The sequence below is a fragment of the Novispirillum itersonii subsp. itersonii ATCC 12639 genome (genome assembly GCF_000381985.1).
GTDB classification, from domain to species: domain Bacteria; phylum Pseudomonadota; class Alphaproteobacteria; order Rhodospirillales; family Rhodospirillaceae; genus Novispirillum; species Novispirillum itersonii.
This window is the reverse complement of record NZ_KB907337.1, coordinates 122,573-139,575: the sequence shown is the minus strand read 5'-3', so window position 1 is coordinate 139,575 and position 17,003 is coordinate 122,573. Positions and strand designations below refer to the sequence as shown.

At 65.1% G+C, this 17,003-nt stretch carries 15 protein-coding genes and 1 tRNA gene; 7 read left to right on the top strand and 9 right to left on the bottom strand.

Features of this window, described 5'->3' with window-relative positions:
* The first annotated feature begins 105 nt into the window (after positions 1-105).
* The 4 genes from G365_RS0100650 (at position 106) to G365_RS0100630 (ending at position 3,967) form a co-directional block, all read left to right on the top strand.
* Positions 106-777 carry an SDR family oxidoreductase gene (locus G365_RS0100650; protein ID WP_026344981.1) on the top strand — a complete coding sequence of 224 codons (672 nt, stop codon included), beginning with the start codon at positions 106-108 and terminating at the stop codon, positions 775-777.
* A 69-nt stretch (positions 778-846) separates the two neighbouring features.
* On the top strand, positions 847-1,938 hold the full coding sequence (locus G365_RS0100645) for an alkene reductase (RefSeq protein ID WP_019643564.1): 1,092 nt from the start codon (positions 847-849) through the stop codon (positions 1,936-1,938).
* A gap of 449 nt (positions 1,939-2,387) precedes the next feature.
* Positions 2,388-3,218, top strand: a complete 831-nt coding sequence (locus G365_RS0100635; RefSeq protein WP_019643562.1) for an AraC family transcriptional regulator — start codon at positions 2,388-2,390, stop codon at positions 3,216-3,218.
* A gap of 116 nt (positions 3,219-3,334) precedes the next feature.
* Positions 3,335-3,967, top strand: a complete 633-nt coding sequence (locus tag G365_RS0100630; protein ID WP_019643561.1) for an alanyl-tRNA editing protein — start codon at positions 3,335-3,337, stop codon at positions 3,965-3,967.
* A 19-nt stretch (positions 3,968-3,986) separates the two neighbouring features.
* Here G365_RS0100630 and G365_RS22545 read toward each other — a convergent pair whose 3' ends face one another.
* Positions 3,987-5,381, bottom strand: coding sequence for a tetratricopeptide repeat protein (locus G365_RS22545; RefSeq protein WP_169545015.1), 1,395 nt, complete (start codon positions 5,379-5,381; stop codon positions 3,987-3,989).
* Positions 5,382-5,449: 68 nt separating this feature from the next.
* Positions 5,450-6,241 carry a 2-oxo-tetronate isomerase gene (gene otnI, locus G365_RS0100620; protein ID WP_019643559.1) on the bottom strand — a complete coding sequence of 264 codons (792 nt, stop codon included), beginning with the start codon at positions 6,239-6,241 and terminating at the stop codon, positions 5,450-5,452.
* A gap of 255 nt (positions 6,242-6,496) precedes the next feature.
* Here otnI and hemN point away from each other — a divergent pair, with 255 nt between their 5' ends.
* The 3 genes from hemN to G365_RS23350 all read left to right on the top strand — a co-directional run bounded on the left by hemN (position 6,497) and on the right by G365_RS23350 (position 11,403).
* Entirely contained in the window at positions 6,497-7,846 is a 1,350-nt protein-coding gene (gene hemN, locus G365_RS0100615; RefSeq protein ID WP_019643558.1) for an oxygen-independent coproporphyrinogen III oxidase, read from the top strand.
* Positions 7,847-8,040: 194 nt separating this feature from the next.
* Positions 8,041-10,545, top strand: coding sequence for a PAS domain-containing protein (locus G365_RS0100610; protein ID WP_019643557.1), 2,505 nt, complete (start codon positions 8,041-8,043; stop codon positions 10,543-10,545).
* Between the two features lie 54 nt (positions 10,546-10,599).
* Positions 10,600-11,403 (top strand): DUF429 domain-containing protein, encoded by an 804-nt coding sequence (locus tag G365_RS23350; protein ID WP_081628384.1) that lies wholly within the window; start codon positions 10,600-10,602, stop codon positions 11,401-11,403.
* Positions 11,404-11,583: 180 nt separating this feature from the next.
* On the opposite strand, the gene G365_RS0100600 is transcribed toward G365_RS23350, so the two are convergent.
* The 7 genes from G365_RS0100600 to G365_RS0100570 all read right to left on the bottom strand — a co-directional run bounded on the left by G365_RS0100600 (position 11,584) and on the right by G365_RS0100570 (position 16,867).
* Positions 11,584-12,735, bottom strand: coding sequence for a PDZ domain-containing protein (locus tag G365_RS0100600; RefSeq protein WP_019643555.1), 1,152 nt, complete (start codon positions 12,733-12,735; stop codon positions 11,584-11,586).
* Positions 12,736-13,033: 298 nt separating this feature from the next.
* A tRNA-Ser gene (locus tag G365_RS0100595) sits at positions 13,034-13,125 on the bottom strand.
* Positions 13,126-13,241: 116 nt separating this feature from the next.
* Positions 13,242-13,937 carry an alpha/beta hydrolase gene (locus G365_RS0100590; protein WP_019643554.1) on the bottom strand — a complete coding sequence of 232 codons (696 nt, stop codon included), beginning with the start codon at positions 13,935-13,937 and terminating at the stop codon, positions 13,242-13,244.
* A 110-nt stretch (positions 13,938-14,047) separates the two neighbouring features.
* Positions 14,048-14,551 carry a YbaK/EbsC family protein gene (locus G365_RS0100585; RefSeq protein WP_019643553.1) on the bottom strand — a complete coding sequence of 168 codons (504 nt, stop codon included), beginning with the start codon at positions 14,549-14,551 and terminating at the stop codon, positions 14,048-14,050.
* Between the two features lie 50 nt (positions 14,552-14,601).
* A complete protein-coding gene (locus G365_RS0100580) occupies positions 14,602-15,522 on the bottom strand; it encodes a hydrogen peroxide-inducible genes activator (protein ID WP_019643552.1) in 921 nt (306 codons plus the stop codon).
* A gap of 97 nt (positions 15,523-15,619) precedes the next feature.
* Positions 15,620-16,312: a glutathione S-transferase N-terminal domain-containing protein gene (locus tag G365_RS0100575; RefSeq protein ID WP_019643551.1), complete on the bottom strand. Its 693-nt coding sequence runs from the start codon at positions 16,310-16,312 to the stop codon at positions 15,620-15,622.
* Positions 16,313-16,441: 129 nt separating this feature from the next.
* The gene (locus tag G365_RS0100570) at positions 16,442-16,867 is read right to left on the bottom strand and encodes a YccF domain-containing protein (protein WP_019643550.1); all 426 of its coding nucleotides are present in this window, start codon (positions 16,865-16,867) and stop codon (positions 16,442-16,444) included.
* Between the last annotated feature and the right edge of the window lie 136 nt (positions 16,868-17,003).

Genomic DNA, 17,003 nt, shown 5'->3' with positions numbered 1-17,003 from the left:
TATTCACCATTCTTCAGAAAATCCAGATCCCATAGTCTGACCGGCAGGATGTTTTCTCTGTCTGCGGGCCCCTGTATGCGGCCCCATGCCTTCCGGAAGGAGACGATGATGTTCACTGACCAGACTGTTTCTGTGGTGATCGGCGGGACCAGCGGCATCGGGCGGGCCGTGGTGTCGGCTCTGTCGGCGCGGCCCGGCACCGTTCATGCCCTCGGCCGCTCCACCGGGCTGGATGTCAGCAACCCTGCCGCCGTCGCCCGGGCCTTTGCCGCCCTTGGCCCGGTCGATCATGTGGTGATCACCGCCGGATCACAGGCCCCCGGCGGCTCGTTGACCGCGCTGGATCTTGTTGCCGCCAAAGCCGCCTTTGAGGTCAAATTCTGGGGCAGTGTCACTGCGGTGCAGGCCGCAGCCCCGCATCTGCGGCCGGGCGGCACCCTCACCCTGACCTCGGGGTTTCTGGCCCGGCGTGCCACTCCCGGCACCTTTGTCAAAACCGCGATGAATGCGGCACTGGAAGCCACGGTTAAGGTGCTGGCGCGCGAACTGGCCCCCCTGCGGGTCAATGTGGTCAGCCCCGGCCTGACGGATACCGAAGCCTATGCCGCCCTGCCTGCCGAGGCCCGGCAGGCGATGCTGGACCGTGCCCGCGCCACCCTGCCGGTCGGGCGGGCCGGTCATCCCGACGATCTGGCCAAAGCCTATCTGTTCGCCATCGACAGCGGCTTCGTCACCGGGGCCGTGCTGGATGTGGACGGCGGCGCGCTGATCGCCTGAGCCCCGCCTTGCCCGCTCACGCCCTTCATGGCCGGTTTACTCTTTTCCTCTTTTTCTCAGGATTTCATCATGCCGTCTTTGTTTGACCCGGTGCGGATCGGCAGCCTGCCGCTGCCCAGCCGCCTGATTATGGCCCCGATGACCCGTGCCCGCTCCGCCCAGCCCGGCGATGTGCCGACCCCGCTGATGGCCGAGTATTACGCCCAGCGGGCCAGCGCCGGAATGATTCTGACCGAAGCAACGCAGATCTCGCCGCAGGGGAAGGGCTATTCCTTCACCCCCGGTATTTACAGCCCTGCTCAGATTGACGGCTGGAAACAGGTGACGCAGGCGGTTCACGCCGCCGGGGGCAGCATCGCCCTGCAGCTGTGGCATGTCGGGCGGATGAGCCACCCCAGCCTGCACGCAGACGGCCAGACCGTCGGGCCATCTGCCCTTGCCCCGGATGCCACGGTGTGGATTGTCGATCCGGCAACCGGAACCGGCAGTATGCTGCCCTGCCCGGTGCCGCACGCCCTGACCACCGCCGAAACCGAAGCGGTGGTTGATGATTACCGCCGGGCAGCGCTGAATGCCCGCGAGGCCGGATTTGATGCCGTGGAGATCCACGCCGCCAATGGCTATCTGATTGACCAGTTCCTGCGGGCCAGTGCCAATCAGCGCACCGACCGTTACGGCGGGTCGGCAGACAACCGCATCCGCTTTCTGCTGGAAGTGGTTGATGCCGTCGCCGGTGTCATGGGGGCCGACCGGACCGGCATCCGCATCTCGCCGTTTATCACCCAGCGCGGCATGACGGACCCGGAAGCCCCGGCCACCCTGCTGAAAGCAGCGGCAGAGCTGAACCGCCGCGCTCTGGCCTTCATCCATATCGCCGAGGCTGACTGGGATGACGCGCCGGAAACCCCGCCCGCCTTCCGGCAGGCACTGCGACAGGCCTTTTCCGGCAGCATCATTGTTGCCGGGGGCTACACGGCGGAAAAGGCGGAAGCCATCCTCGCATCCGGTCTGGCCGACGCGGTCGCTTTCGGGCGGCCGTTCATCGCCAACCCGGATCTGCCGCGCCGGTTGCGGGACGGGCTGCCGCTGGCAGAGGCCGACACCACAACGCTGTTCGGCGGCGGGGCGGAAGGCTACGTCACCTATCCGCCGCTGCCGTAATCCATCCCCATGCTGACGGCAAGGCCGGGGCCAGCACCGGGCCCCCGCCCGGGCGGCTCCGGCCCGGGTAGCTCCGGTCCGGGTGGCTCCGGTCCGGGTGGCTCCGGTCCGGGTGGCTCCGGTCTCCCGCGCAGGGGTCATGCATGCAGGGCATACCCCAGCATTCCCCACAGATAAATCATGACCAGCATCGACAGCAGGGCAAAAAATTCTGACACAAAGCGACCGATCGACATGGTGTCCTCCATCGGGGAACGCGCAGCCCTCTGCGCGGAAAGAGGGGGAGACAGCAACACCGGAACCGGATTTGTTCTTATTTTGTTCCGATATCGCAAATGGGAACATAAGAAGAACAAACTGTCAATCCTGCTGACTCCGGGCTTGCCAGTGCCCCCTATCCGGCGCACTGTCAGCCTGTGTCTGAAACCAGCAGGAGCCCCCGCCCCCCGATGAGCGACCGCGCCGAATACCGCCGGAACGCCCGGATGCCGGGGCTGGTGCTGGGCCATGCCCGCTTTGAGACCACCCACTTCGACCGTCATTATCACCTTGATTATCATATCGGTCTGGTCACCGATGGGGCACAGCGGCAGTCTTTCGCCCACACCAGCGCCCTGCTGGGGCCGGGGGCAATCTCGCTGATGCCGCCGGGCGAAATGCATGACGGCCTGCGCGCCGGGGATCAGCCGTTCACCCTGCTGACCTACCGGATTCCGGCCCCCCTGATGCAGTCCGTGCTGGAAGACTTCAGCGACTCCGGGCTCAGGCCCGCCTCAGCGGAAATGCCCGCACTGGCCCCGGCAGCCGTTGAGGCCCCGGATCTGGCCCCCCGGCTGATCAGCCTGCACCACACCCTGTTCACCACCCCGGACGCCCCGCCACTGGCCACCCAGACAGGCTGGCTGATGCAGCTCGCCACTCTGCTGACCCGCAGCCGGGCTCTGTCAGCACCGCACCAGTCCCCCGGGACCCTGTCCCCCCGCGATCTGCGGCAGGTACAGGCGTACTGTCACGCCCATCTGGCGGAAAAAATCAGTCTGGATGATCTGGCCGGGCTGTGTGGCCTGCGCCGCTTTACCTTTCTGCGGCAGTTCCAGCGCAGCCTTGGCATGACGCCCTATGCGTGGCTGCTGCGCCTGCGGCTGGAACAGGCCTGCGCCCTGCTGACGGAGCGGCGGCTCTCCGTTGCCACCGTTGCGCAGGAGACCGGGTTTTATGACCAAAGTCATTTCAACCGCGCCTTCCGCCGGGCTTATGGCGTCGCCCCATCGGCATACTGACGGCGCAGGCCCCGGATGCGCCCCCCCTGTTGCGACAGCGCACTATTTTACAAGTCGGCTCGCCCGGACACCGGGCAGGATCAGGCATCCCTGATCTGATCCGACGGACCCCCGGAATGACTGAACGCCTGTACTTTTTCAGCGATGCCCTTGATGCCACCGCCACTGTCACCGCCTGTACCCCGCTGGAGGATGGCACCTTTTCCGTGAGACTGGACCAGACCCTGTTCCATCCGCAGGGCGGCGGGCAGCCGTCCGACACCGGTACGGTCGGGGGTGTCCGGCTGCTGCGGGCAATCAACGACGGTGACACGGTGCGGCACATCACCGACGGGGGCCTTTCCCCCGGCCCGGTGTCGCTGGAGGTCGATGCTGCGGCCCGCCGTCTGCATACGCGGCTGCATTCCGCCGGTCATGCGCTGGCAGCGGCTGCCATACCCTTCGGCTGGAAAACCTGTAAATCGCACCACTGGCCCGGCGAAGCCCGGCTGGTGCTGGAAAGCCCGGATGCAGCCCCAGTGCCCGATGCCGGGGCCCTGACCACCGCCGTCAATGCCCTGATTGCCGCCGGTCATCAGCGGTGCCAGAGCCTGACGCCGGAAGGGCGGACGGTGGGCTTCGGCCTGTTACCGGCCACCCTGTGCGGCGGCACCCATGTGCGGGATCTGGCAGAAATCGGGCCCCTGCACCTGACCCGCCTGAAGCAGAAACAGGGGCATCTGACAGTTTTCTATGACCTGACGCCCTGAAATATGCGCCGCAGCGCCCCTAACTGCCTTCTGCGGTCTTCAGGAACGCTTTCAGGCCATCCGGGCCGGTCGGCATGGCGCACAGGTCGTCTTCCTCCGGCGGCTGGGGCCGGGGTTGGGCCGGACGGTCCGGCCCGCCCCACAGCAGCGTATCGGTCTCTGCCGCAGGATTTTCCAGCCGGGCGCAGGCCCAGACGTCATAGGACACCAGATTGATCACCGCCGCAAAATGCCCGGTGTTGCAAGCATGCGGGGTGCAGCCGCCGAACAGCAGCCAGCCGTTCTGTTCCGCCACCGGCTCGGCCACCGTCATCGGGCGGACGGCGGCAACGGTTTCCGCCCCCAGCACCGCACTCAGGCGGGCTTTCAGGTCCGGCACATCCAGCAGAATATGCCCCCGGACCCGGTCATGCGGGTGTTTGCCAAGCCACGCCCGCAGATCACCGGGGCCGGAAAACAGCGGTGCGGTTCTGGGCCGCCACAGCGGCAGATCCCGGCGGATCACCGCCGCCTGTGCCGGTGCGGTCTCCGCCTCGGCCTGTGCGGCGGCAGCCTGCGCGGCGGCGCGCAGCTCCGGCTGCTGCAGGCGGTCGGCGGCCAGAAGCAGCCAGTGCAGGGCCGAAGCCGGGTCTTTGCGACCGGCGGAGCCATCCAGCAGACTTTGACCCAGCGCATACTGGCCGGTGGCGTCACCCTGATCCGCCGCCAGCCGGAACCAGCGGGCCGCCGCAGGCGGATCAGCGGTCACCCCACGGCCATCGGCGGTCATCTGCCCCAGACGCACCATTGCCGGGGCAAACCGCAGCTCCGCCGCCAGACCGAACAGCTCCAGCGCCCGTGCCGGATCAGCCGCCATCCCCTTGCCCGACAGCGCCATCAGGCCGGTGGTATAGGCGGCCTCCGGCAACGGCGACAGCCGCAGCGGCCACAGCAGACTCAGCGCGGTCTCGTACTCCCCCCGGCCATAGGCATCAACCCCGGCCCGCACCTGCTGCTCCGGCAGCTGCGGCGGCAGTTTCTGCATTCCGGCGGCGGTGGAGTAGACCCAGACCTCGGTCTCAAAATCGAAAATAAGCTGGCTGTCGGTCGGCAGCAGCGCATAGATGCCGCAGGTCCCGATCTGCGGGCTGAGGACCGGCACCGCCCCGGACAGATCCAGCACCCGGTACGACCCTTCGCAGGCGTTGCCGCCGTCGCCATAGGCCAGCACCACCCACTTCGGGGCCTGCGCGGTGGGATAGGCCCCGTCAACCGACAGACTCCAGGTTTCCGTATCCGGCGGACCGAACGGGCGACCGTTGAGCAGAATCTGATGCGGGCCACCGGCCTCGCCCGTCACCTGAACCGGGGGGACCGTTTCAGCGGCAACAGGTGACACGGCCAGCAACAGCCCGGTCAGACATGCAGCAATCACCCCGGCCCGCATCCACCAGCCCCCCTGTCCCGGTTCCCGCAATCAGGCGCGGCCGTACACAGCCGCCCTCAGCTTTCCTTCGGCTGCAGCCATTCCTTCGCCCAGCGCAGCCCGGCGGTGGTGTTGATGCGCGGCTTGTATTCGCAGCCGATCCAGCCGTCATAGCCCGAACTGTCCAGCAGGTCGAACAGATAGCGGAAATTGATTTCGCCCAGCTGATCCGGCTCGTGCCGCCCCGGCGCCCCGGCAATCTGGATATGGCGGATCTTTTCGAAGTTGCCTTCGATGAAGTCGGTCAGATTCCCCTGCGTCATCTGGGCGTGATAAATGTCGTACAGCAGGTGCAGGTTGGGGCGGTCCAGCTCCTCAATCACCCGCGCCGCGTCATCCGGACGGTTGAGGAAGTAATCCGGCATATCGACCGGGTTGATCGCCTCCACCAGCACATGCAGGCCTTCGGCATGCAGTTCATCGGCGGCATAGGCGATGTTCTTCAGATAGGTGTCCAGTGCCTCGTCCCACTGCTCTTCCGGCACGACACCGGCCATGATGTGGACGTTGGTGCAGTCAAGAAACTCGGCGTATTTCACCACCAGCTCAAGATTCGCCTTGAACTCATCCTCGCGCCCCGGCACCGCGGCCAGACCACGCTCCCCCTTCGCCCAGTCACCCGGCGGGGCGTTGAACGCCGCCACTTTCAGCCCGGCCATTGCCGCCTTGTCTCCCACCACTTCCGCCGCCTCAAGATAGGGGAACTGCATCTCGCAGCCCTTGAATCCGGCCTGTGCCGCCGCCGCAAAACGGTCAAGGAACGGCAGATCAGTGAACAGCATGGACAGATTGGCGGCAAAACGCGGCATGGAGCCTCCGGCAGCGCGTGGGGGGGATTCTTCGGCGCGACTATACTCCCGCGCCCGAAAAAGGAAAGAGATGCGGGGGAAAGCTGGAACCGATATGATCTGCGTCAAGGCAGGGACGAAGGGACTTGCGCAGGATGCCCCCGCCCCCACATAGTGCGCAGCACGTTTTGCCGCGCCGTAACCGGATACCCCGGCCCACCCCCGTTCCGGGGCAGAGCCGGACAAAAACCTCCGGGCAAAGGAATACCGAGAGAGATGAGACAGGACCTCGTCGCCAAATACGATCTGCGCCTGCCGCGCTACACCAGCTATCCGACCGCGCCGCATTTTTCGCCGGCCGTGACGGGCAGCACTTATGAGGGCTGGCTGGCGGAACTCGATCCGGCGACGCCGCTGTCGCTGTATCTGCACATCGCCTATTGCGCCGAGATGTGCTGGTTCTGCGGGTGTCACACCAAGATCACCCGCCGGTATGACCCGGTCGCTGACTATCTTGAAGTGCTGATGCAGGAAATCGAGCTGCTCGCCTCTAAGCTGCCGGGGCGGTTTTCTGCCCGGCACGTGCATTTCGGCGGCGGCAGCCCGACCATTCTGTCAGCCGAGGATTTCTCGCGCCTGATCGCCCATCTGAAAGAGCATTTCGACATCGCCGACGGTGCCGAGATCGCCGTGGAGCTTGACCCCCGCACCGCCGACGAAGCCTATGTGCAGGCGATGGCCACCGCCGGGGTCACCCGTGCCAGCATCGGCGTGCAGGACTTCAACCGCCGGGTGCAGGAAGCTGTCAACCGTATCCAGCCCTATGAAGAGGTGGCCGAGGTCACCGGCTGGCTGCGCAAACATGGCATCAGCGAAATCAACATGGATCTGATCTACGGCCTGCCGTACCAGACCGTGGACAGCATTGTCGAAACCATCGACCAGTCGCTGACCCTGAAGCCGCGCCGCATCAGCTTGTTCGGGTACGCCCATGTGCCTTGGATGCGCAAGCATCAGACCCTGATCCCCGACGAGGCCCTGCCGGGGCTGGAGGAGCGCTGGATCCAGTACGAAACCGCCCAGAAGCGGCTTCAGGATCACGGCTATGTCTCCGTCGGGCTTGATCACTTCGCGCTGGCCGATGACGAAATGGCAATCGCCCTGAACAGCAAGCAGCTGCACCGCAATTTTCAGGGCTACACCACCGACGCGGCGGAAGTGCTGATCGGCCTCGGGGCCTCGGGCATCGGGTCGCTGCCGCAGGGCTATGTCGCCAACGAAGGCGAGCTGCATGCCTGGAAGCGGATGGTGCTGGACGGCATGCTGCCGACCAAGCGTGGCATCGCCATCAGCGGGGAGGACCGCCTGCGCCGCGAGGTGATCGAGCGCCTGATGTGCGATCTGGAAATTGATCTGGCGGCGATAGCCCGCGCCCATGGCCGCCCGGAAGATCACTTCGCGCCGGAACTGGAAGGCATGGCCGATCTGGAAGCGGATGGCGTGCTGGTGCGCGACGGCTTCAGCCTGCGCATCACCGAAGACGGCCGCCCGCTGGTCCGCGCTGCCGCCGCCCGGTTTGACCAGTACCTGCGGGCCGGAGAGCTGCGCCACTCCAAGGCCATCTGACCCTTGCCGCCCCCTGTTCCGGCCCCTTCCGGCCGGGACAGGGGGGCGGAACAGCAGAAAAGAAAGGGGAAAATGCACCTTTCCCCGATCACCCTCTTGGTTCTTCCAGCCTGAGCCGCTATCGTGCCTGCGGGATCCCTGCCGGGTGCACCGCACTGCGGCAGGGGCGAAAAAGGGCAAGGGACGAGAGACCGGTGCAGGGCAGCCAGACCAGATCCATCGTGCTGACGGCGCTCGCCAGTCTGGCAATCCTTTGGACTCTGGCGGTCCTTGACGGCATCAACAACTACTTCACCATCCGCAAAGCCGCCGAAACGCGGATTATGGCATCCGGTCGCATCATCGAAGCCCGGCTGGTGCAGGTGCTGCGCCAGAGCGAACTGTTCATGGATGATCTGGCACTGGCGGAACGTTTTCCCGAGGTACCGCCGCCCCAGACCCCCGGACAGTCCCCGGGGCTGCCCGATCTTCCCGCCGGTCCGCATGGCAACGGCAAAGCCCATGCCCCGGACGATGCCGTGCTGACCACCCTGCGCGGCCAGCTGGAACAGGATGCCGTGCTGCGCGGCAAACCGCAGAATCTGGCGGTGATCAACCGCGCTGGCAAAATCATCCGCGCCACCAACGGCGGTCTGATCGGGCAGGATGTCAGTCACCGCTATTATTTCCGCGCCATCGCCGATCATCCCGGCAATGAGACGCTGGTCATGGGGGAAGTGATCCGGTCCCCCCTTGGCGGCTACATCTTTGTGGTCTCCAAAGGGTTCTGGAAAGCTGACGGTCAGCTTGATTTTGCCATTACCGCCTCGCTGCCGCAAACCATCCTGACGGAGATCCTGCGCAGCTCGGCCAATCCCAGCGGGGAAGAACGGGTTGCCCTCTCCAACGCCAATTACGATCTGCTGGCCCGCTTTCCCGATCCGCCGGAAGACCCGATCGGGGGCAAACGCCTGACCCCGGCCCTGAAAGAGTTCATCAGCAGCGGCGCGCAGGAGGCGATCCTGGACTCCCCCAGCGGGGCCGATGGACAAAGCCGCATCTTCGCCCTGCGTCACACCCAACCCTATGGGGTTGATATTTCCGTCTCGGTGCCAACGCGGGAAGTGCTGCGCCCGTGGTTCCGGCATCTGACGGTGATTGTCACCATTTCCGGGCTGCTGACGGCGCTGATTCTGTTCATCACCCGGCAGGCCATCGCCCGCGACCTGTCGCGCAGCCGCGCCGAAATCCGCCTGCGGGAAACCGAAAGCGAACTCAGCCGGGCCCAGAAGCTGGCCCGCATCGGCAGCTGGCGCCCGGCCCCGGATGGCTCCGGCCTGCTGCTGTCAGACCAGATGTATTCCCTGCTGGACCTGAAACCGGGCACCCCGCTGACCCAGCAGGATCTGGCGGATTACATCCACCCGGACGACCGGCTGGATGTGCGGGCGGCTTACGACCGGGCCAGCGACGGCACGGCGGTGGACCTGATCCACCGTATTGTCACCCCCTGCGGCCAGCGCTGGGTCCGCCAGCGCGGCGAACTGATGTTTGATGCCGAGGGGCGGGCGATTTCCGGGGTCTGCACCCTGCAGGACATCACCCGCCTGAAACAGGCGGAAGAACTGATCCTGCAATCGCGGGACCATTATCTGCGGCTGCTGGAAACCTTTCCGTCGCTGGTGTGGCGGTCAGTCTCCGACGGGCTGCCCCGTTACTTCAACCAGACCTGGCTTGACTTCACCGGCCGCACGCTGGAGCAGGAACAGAACGGAGGCTGGCTGAGCGGCATCCACGACGATGATCTGGCGATGGTGCGGGACATGCTGGGCAGCCACCTGACCCGGCAGGCACCGTTCAGTCTGGAATTCCGGCTGCGCCGTGCCGATGGTGAGTATCGCTGGCTGCGGTGCATCGCCCACCCCTTCACCGATATGGATGGCACCTTTGCCGGTTACATCGGGGCCGGGTTTGACATCACCGAACCCCGCCAACTGCTGGAAAATCTTGAACGGTCCAATGCCGAGCTGGAGCAGTTCGCCTATATCGCCAGCCATGACCTGCGCGAACCGCTGCGGATGATTTCCAGTTACCTCAATCTGATCGAACGCCGCCTCGGCCCCGGCATGAACCCGGAAATCGCCGAATTCTTCGGCTATGCCCGTGACGGGGCACAACGGATGAACCGGCTGATCCTTGATGTTCTGGAGTTTTCCCGCGTCGGGCGGCTGTCGTCACCGCCGCGCCCGGTGGAAATGCTGCATCCACTGCGTCAGGCCCTGACCGATCTGGCCCCGCTGATCACCGACAGCGGTGCCAAAATCACCATACAGGAGCCCCTGCCCCCGGTGCTGGGCAACGAGGAGGAGCTGGTCCGCCTGTTCCAGAATCTGCTGTCGAACGCGATTCAGTACCGCCATCCGGACCGCCCGCCAGAGGTGACGGTGTGGTGCCTGCCCGGGCGGCACAGCCACCAGTTTTCGGTACGGGATAATGGCATCGGCATTCCGCCCGAACAGTTTGACCGCATCTTCCGCATCTTTCAGCGTCTGCACGACCGCGAGACCAAGGCGGGAAGCTCGGGGATCGGGCTGGCGATCTGCAAGAAAATCGTCGAGTTCCACGGCGGGAAGATCTGGGCTGCGTCCGACGGTACCGAAGCCGGGGGAGCCACCTTCCACTTCACCCTGCCCACCGTACCCGAGGAGGGCATGGCGTAAAGCGATTTCGCCTTTCAGACCCAAGGCTTTTAAGACGCTGGAGAGGAGTCGGATATGCGGTTTATTGGCATTGATTTTTCTGGTGACGCCGGAAAATGGCGCCGGATCGAGAAAAATCCCTCTGTCTGGATTGCCGAACTCTCCAGTTCTCCGGTCCCCGTCGTTCAGGCCCTTTATCCTGTGCAGCAACTTGCAGGCTCAGGCAGCCCTTTCGAAAATCTTGCCGCATTCCTCAGGCAAGGCGATTATTTTTCCGCAGGAATTGATGCCCCCTTTTCAATCCCGGCCCCCTTTATGCCGGACGGTGGCTGGCCTGCTCTTCTGGATCTCAACAGTCAACTGCCACACCCTAACCGCCCCTTCCCAAGAGGCGACGGTTTCCTTGCGGCCCTGACATCACGTCCACCCGCCAAACATTACCGCCACACGGAAAACCGCTGGAGACAACAGGGGCTGAATGTAAGATCCCCAATGTGGTGGACTCCCCGCGGAGGGCCCCCCCTCACCACCGCCTGCCTGAAACTGCTTGCCCTGTCAAAACCGAAAGCCTGCTGGCCATGGTCAACATCCGCGACCGGGATGCTGACCGAAGCCTTCCCCATGGCCCAACTGCGGCAATGGAAACTGCCGTATCAGGTCTATAACGGTGACAAAGGGCAAACGACCCGCGGTCAGATTATAGATGCGCTGGAAACCCGGGTCAGTTTTGGCTCCTATCTCTCGGTGGTCCGGGCTTCAGCCGATGCGCTGGATGCTGTGCTTGCCGGATTTGCAGCAATCGCCGTCTCCCGTGGGGTGGCACCACCGCCGGAAGCCCACTGGCCCGATACAGAAGGCTGCATCGCCGTCCACCCCTGACCCCTTACGCTTTAAGGCAGAGACTTTACCCCCTTCTCAGACCGTTTACAGACACCGCCGTTTTTCGGCAGAGTCTGTTTTTATGGAGTCTGGCGTAAAGCGGCCCGATCACCGGGCCGCATGGGCGCCGGTGCAGCAGCAGGACGCCGACGGAACGCGGAGTGCAGACGCGCCAGCCCCTTAGCTGCCGCCCTGCCATTTTAACAGCGGTGCCACCGGGGTCGCCCCGTCATTCCCGGCCGTCGTCACACCCAGCACAATGAACTGAACGCCATCCGACCGTTCTACGGTCAGCATCAGCGCCCCCGGGGCGGACAGCAGGGTCTTGCCCTGTGCCACATCGGTCACCGGCTGCTGGTTGACCTGCGCAATCACATCCCCGGTTTTTACCCCGGCCAGCTGCGCCCGCCCCCCGGCATCAACACCGTCCACGACCACACCCCGGCTGCTCCAGCGCAGGCCATAGCGCTTACGGCGCTCCGCTGACAGACTGGCAATGGTCAATCCGGTCTCATGCGCCCCTTCGCGGGCCTCTGCGGGCGGCTGATAGGCGGCAGGCATCGCAGGCAACCCCGCTGCCGGAGACATCCAGCCATCATTGCGGGCGGTGTCCATCACATAGGGGCCATCAGCCAGTCCGGCAGCCAGAATGGTTTCCCCGGCCACAACCGGGGCCTCCGTCACGGCAGGACCGGCAAGGAACACGGCATTCCCCCGCTCTGCCAGCACGTACCATTGCGGCCCCATCGCCCTCAGGGTAGCCTCCAGCGTGTCGGGGGCAGTCACCACCGTACGCCCGGCGGCCACAATCACGTCCCCGGTCTTCAGCCCGGCAGCCGCAGCCACAGACCCGGGCGTCACCTGCCGCACGATCACCCCGACCGAACCCCAGCGGATTTTGTAATCAAGGCGGTTTTTCTCTGACAGGGCGATGACGGTCAGGCCAAACTCCGGCAATACCGCCGTCGCCACCGCGCTGATCTTCCAGCCGGCCGGCCATTCCCCTGTGGTCACCGGCAGGGTGCGTTCCTCTTTCCCCCGCCAGACACGGAAGGAGACCGGCTGCCCGGTCTGGGTGGCACTGACCCGTGAGACCAGATCCTCAAAGCCCGCGACGTCGCGCTGCTCGAACCCCAGAATAACATCGCCGGTCCGCAGGCCCCCCTGCCATGCCGGACCACCGCCTTCGACATCGCGGACAATGACCCCGCCGGTGCCGCTGACAGACAGGGCCTGACGGATCGACGGATCAACCGGCTGCACCTGAATCCCCAGAAAGCCGCTGTCAGCCGCAGCCGGAACGGCCCACAGCGCCGCAACCACGGCAATCATGGCGGCAAGGCTCCTGCGGCGGTCCTGCTCCGGCCCCCTTGCGGAGGGTCGGCACACCTGTTTCAGCACCACGAGATCACTCCCCGCTTCATCCCCATACGGTCTTACCGGCAGCCTGACGGCGCCGACGCCTTCCGTTGCCCCCAACGGAAAGCTCTACAGCATGGAACTATAGAGGGGGAAGATTGAAAGAGCCTTAATTGACTCCCCCGCCATAACCGGAGTTGATGGAAGGACAGGCCTGCGACCGGCACAAAGCAAAACCGCCCGGCTCTTTCGAACCGGGCGGCCTTGAATCTGGCGGAGCGGGAGGGATTCGAACCCTCGGTACGAGTTACCCCGTACGACAGTTTAGCAAACTGCTGGTTTCAGCCACTCACCCACCGCTCCACTGCGTGTCGGCTTGTGTGGCCTGAGGAGGCGGTTTTTAATGGATGCCGCCGCCCCGGTCAACCCAGAAATGTCGGAAATTGCACTTTTTTTTGTGCAAGGCCGACAGAGGCCGCTTAAAGGCCGAAAACATGGGCCAGAAAGCCAGCGGTCAGCTCCAGACCGTCACGGTCGATCCCGTGTTCCAGCCCGGCGCAGGTCATGGTGTTGACATCAACACCGGCATCTTCCAGTGCCCGGCTGGCCATGCCCATGGCGGCAATCGGCACGATCTGGTCAGCATCCCCATGGATCAGCAGCACCGGCGGCGGTTCATCCACCAGCTCCGCCTCCAGCGTCTCAGCACCGATCAGCGCCCCGGAGAACCCGACAACCGCCGCCACCGGCGGCTGGGTCCGCAGGCCGACATGCAGCGCCATCATCGTCCCCTGCGAAAAGCCCACCAGGGCGACGCGGTCACGCCCGATGCCGTGGCTGGCGGCAACACTGTCAATATAGGCCGACAGATCAGGGGCGGCAGCGCGGGTGCCATCCTGCATCTGGGCATAGGCCGGGGCCAGCGTCGCCGGATTGCGGCGCAGCATTTCCGGGTCATACTGCGACAGGCTGAACCACTGCCGCCCGAACGGCCCCATCTCGCAGGGCTGCGGCGCATTGGGGGAATAGAACGCCGTGCCCGGCAGGGCATCGGCCAGCATCGGGGCCAGATCAATCAGATCATTGCCGTCAGCGCCATAGCCATGCAGGAAAATCACCGCCTGCTGAACGGCCTGCCCATCGGCAGGAAGAACGGAAGGTCCGGAAAGAGCCACGTCGGCCTCACTCATTAAAAAATATAAGGGGGGGGGGAAAGGAACAGGCGCAGCATACGGGGCTGGCCCCGGCTGTCCAGTTCAAAACAGATCCAGAAAACAGCAGAAGATCAGGCCGCAGGCAGCCCCAGGCCGTCAACCACCACGCCACCGGTCAGAGACAGCAGTTCGCCCCAGCTCAGGCCAAAGACGCAATGGGTATGGCCTGCCGCCGCATACAGGCGGTCGAACCGCTGTAGCGAGGCATCAATCAGCACCGGCAGCGGCTGCAGATGCCCGACCGGGGCGACGCCGCCGATGGCAAAGCCGGTGACATCGCGCACCAGCCGGGCCGGGGCCCGCTCCGCCACCGCATCGCGCCCAAGGGCCCGCGGCAGGGCATCGGTGCAACAGCGGCGGTCCCCCGCCACCAGCGCCATCACCGGCGCCCCGTCAACGGTGAACATCAGCGATTTGACAATACTGCCCTGCACGGTGGACAGGGCCGCCGCCGCATCTTCCGCCGTGCGGGCGGTCTCAGCCAGCACCTGCACCCGGTCGGTCAGTCCGGCCTGTGCCAGCACGGCAATCACCCGCTGCACACTGGCAGAGGCCAAAAGGGCATCTTCAGTCACGGCAGTCCTCCTGTAACGCCACACATCCCAAGGGCGCGTTAAGCCCCGGCTTACAGCGGCAACATGCCAGCGGGAGCATTGGCGATCAACAGATCTCCCAACAGGCGGAAGTCACGGCCACGCGGGCTGGCCCGCCGCCACACAAGGGCGATGGTGCGGGCCGGAACGGCCCCTTCCAGCGGGCGCACCACCACCGGGGCACCGTCACTGACCTCGACCGGCAGGGCAGACCGCGGCAGCAGCGTCACCCCCAGACCGTTGGCAACCATCTGAACCAGCGTGCGGACGCTGGTGGCCTGAAAGGCCTCGTTCTCACGCGGGCCGCGCAGCCCACAGGCCTGAAGGGCATGATCCCGCAGGCAATGGCCGTCTTCCAGCATCAGCAGGTCAACGCCCTGCAGGTCGGCGTCGGTCAGGCGGGCCTGACCGGACAGGTCATGCCCCTGCGGCAGCAGGGCCACCACATCTTCGCGCCACAGCGGATGCACCACCAGATCGCCGGTCTCATAGGGCAGAGCCAGCAGCCCGGCATCGACACGCCCGGCATCAAGATCCGACAGCAGACGGGCCGACTGTTCTTCCCGCAGGAACAGGCGCAGATCAGGGTAGGCCCGGCGGGCGGCAGGCATCACCCCCGGCAGGACGTAAGGGCCGATGGTGGGGATGACCCCCAGCCGCAGATCTCCGGCCAGCGGGTCTGCCCCGGCCCGGGCGGCATCCGACAGGGCCTCGGCATCGGTCAGCAGTTTGCGGGCACGCTGGACGATATCCTCGCCCAGCGGGGTGACCACCACCTTGCGGCGCGACTGCCGCTCGATCAGCGTCACACCAAGCAGGTCTTCCAGATCCTGAATACCTGCCGACAGGGTGGACTGGGTCACGAAGCACTTTTCGGCAGCCTTGCCGAAGTGCAGGGTTTCCGCGACGGTCACAAGATAGCGCAGTTGCCGCAGGGTGGGGAGCGGACGCATCAGGGTCTCCAGATCATCTGTCCCGCCGCACCGGGGGCGGCCCGGCAGGATTATACCAAATACCGAATTCCCGGCCGGAGAGAGTCCGGCGCGGGCCCTAAACCGAAGGGGCAAATGCCGCCAGAACGGCGAGATCCTCCTCTCCGGCTGTCACATCGCGGTCGCGCCAGTCAGCACCGACCGCCACCGCCCGCTCAACCGCCGGGCGGGCAGCCAGCGCCTGATACCAGCGGTCAACGTGCGGATAATCCTCCAGCCGGATCCCCTGCCATTCGTGACGGCGGATCCACGGCCAGATCGCCATGTCAGCAATCGAATAAGCCCCGGCCACATGTTCCCGCCCGGCCAGACGGGTGTTCAGCACCTGATACAGACGGGCGGTCTCGGCACTGAAGCGGTCAATCGCGTAGGGCACCTGCTGCGGGGCAAACCGGCGGAAGTGGTGGGCCTGACCGGCCATCGGCCCCAGCCCGCCATGCTGCCAGAACAGCCACTGGTCCACCGCAGCCTGATCGCGCGGCGTCTGGCCGTAAAAGCGCCCGGACCGGCAGGCGAGGTACTTCAGGATTGCCCCGGACTCAAACACGGACAGGGCCGGGCCGCCATCCGCCGGGGTCTGATCGATCAGCACCGGCATCCGGTTATTCGGCCCGACGGCCAGAAATTCCGGCCGGAACTGGTCATCCCGCGAGATATTGACCGGGTGAACCCGGTAGGGCAGCCCCAGCTCTTCCAGCAGGATGGTCACTTTCCAGCCATTGGGGGTCGGCCAGTAAAACAGATCGAGCATTGGCGGCACCCCTCTGTCCGGGCGGTGAAAACACAGTCAGGGCGGCAGCCCGCCCTTACCTAGGGTCTTACGACGTTAACAACAAGACACAAATCCGCTTCTTTTGTCCGGATACTTGTTTTTCAACAGTCAGCCGGGCGGCAGACGGTCAGCGGTATCACTGTCAATGATTGTTTTGCCGACCGGGGCCAGAGAAATCACCGCCAGCTTCAGATGGGCCCAGGCCAGCGGCAGACCGATGATGGTCACCGCACAGCCGATGGCGGAACCGAGGTGCCCCAGAGCCAGCCACCATCCGGCCACCAGAAACCACAGAATGTTGCCGACCGTGCCCATCGGGCCGGTGCCCAGATCCTGCTGGCCAGACAGCCGCGACCGATCGACCGCAGCCCGCCCGAACGGCCACAGCGCATACAGACCAATGGTGAAGGCAGACCGGGCCCACGGAATGCCGATGATGCTGATCACCATCAGCACCCCGGCCACCATCCAGCCCAGAAACATCAGCACGCCGCCAAACAGCAGCCAGATCAGATTAAGAATCAGGGAAATCATCGTATTCTCCCATCAAAGTCAGCCCAGACTAGCCGGTGCGCCTGAACGGGGACTGAATAGCGCCCGACAGGGTGGCCTCTGGCACTGCGGTATCTTGATCCGCCCGGCAGATCAGGCCACAAAGGGGTCTCGCCCT

Coding starts and splice junctions, on each gene's coding strand:
- G365_RS0100650 (WP_026344981.1), top strand. CDS start 106: ATGATGTTCACTGACCAGACTGTTTCTGTGGTGATCGGCGGGACCAGC.
- G365_RS0100645 (WP_019643564.1), top strand. CDS start 847: ATGCCGTCTTTGTTTGACCCGGTGCGGATCGGCAGCCTGCCGCTGCCC.
- G365_RS0100635 (WP_019643562.1), top strand. CDS start 2,388: ATGAGCGACCGCGCCGAATACCGCCGGAACGCCCGGATGCCGGGGCTG.
- G365_RS0100630 (WP_019643561.1), top strand. CDS start 3,335: ATGACTGAACGCCTGTACTTTTTCAGCGATGCCCTTGATGCCACCGCC.
- otnI (WP_019643559.1), bottom strand. CDS start 6,241: ATGCCGCGTTTTGCCGCCAATCTGTCCATGCTGTTCACTGATCTGCCG.
- hemN (WP_019643558.1), top strand. CDS start 6,497: ATGAGACAGGACCTCGTCGCCAAATACGATCTGCGCCTGCCGCGCTAC.
- G365_RS23350 (WP_081628384.1), top strand. CDS start 10,600: ATGCGGTTTATTGGCATTGATTTTTCTGGTGACGCCGGAAAATGGCGC.
- G365_RS0100600 (WP_019643555.1), bottom strand. CDS start 12,735: ATGATTGCCGTGGTTGCGGCGCTGTGGGCCGTTCCGGCTGCGGCTGAC.
- G365_RS0100580 (WP_019643552.1), bottom strand. CDS start 15,522: ATGCGTCCGCTCCCCACCCTGCGGCAACTGCGCTATCTTGTGACCGTC.
- G365_RS0100575 (WP_019643551.1), bottom strand. CDS start 16,312: ATGCTCGATCTGTTTTACTGGCCGACCCCCAATGGCTGGAAAGTGACC.
- G365_RS0100570 (WP_019643550.1), bottom strand. CDS start 16,867: ATGATTTCCCTGATTCTTAATCTGATCTGGCTGCTGTTTGGCGGCGTG.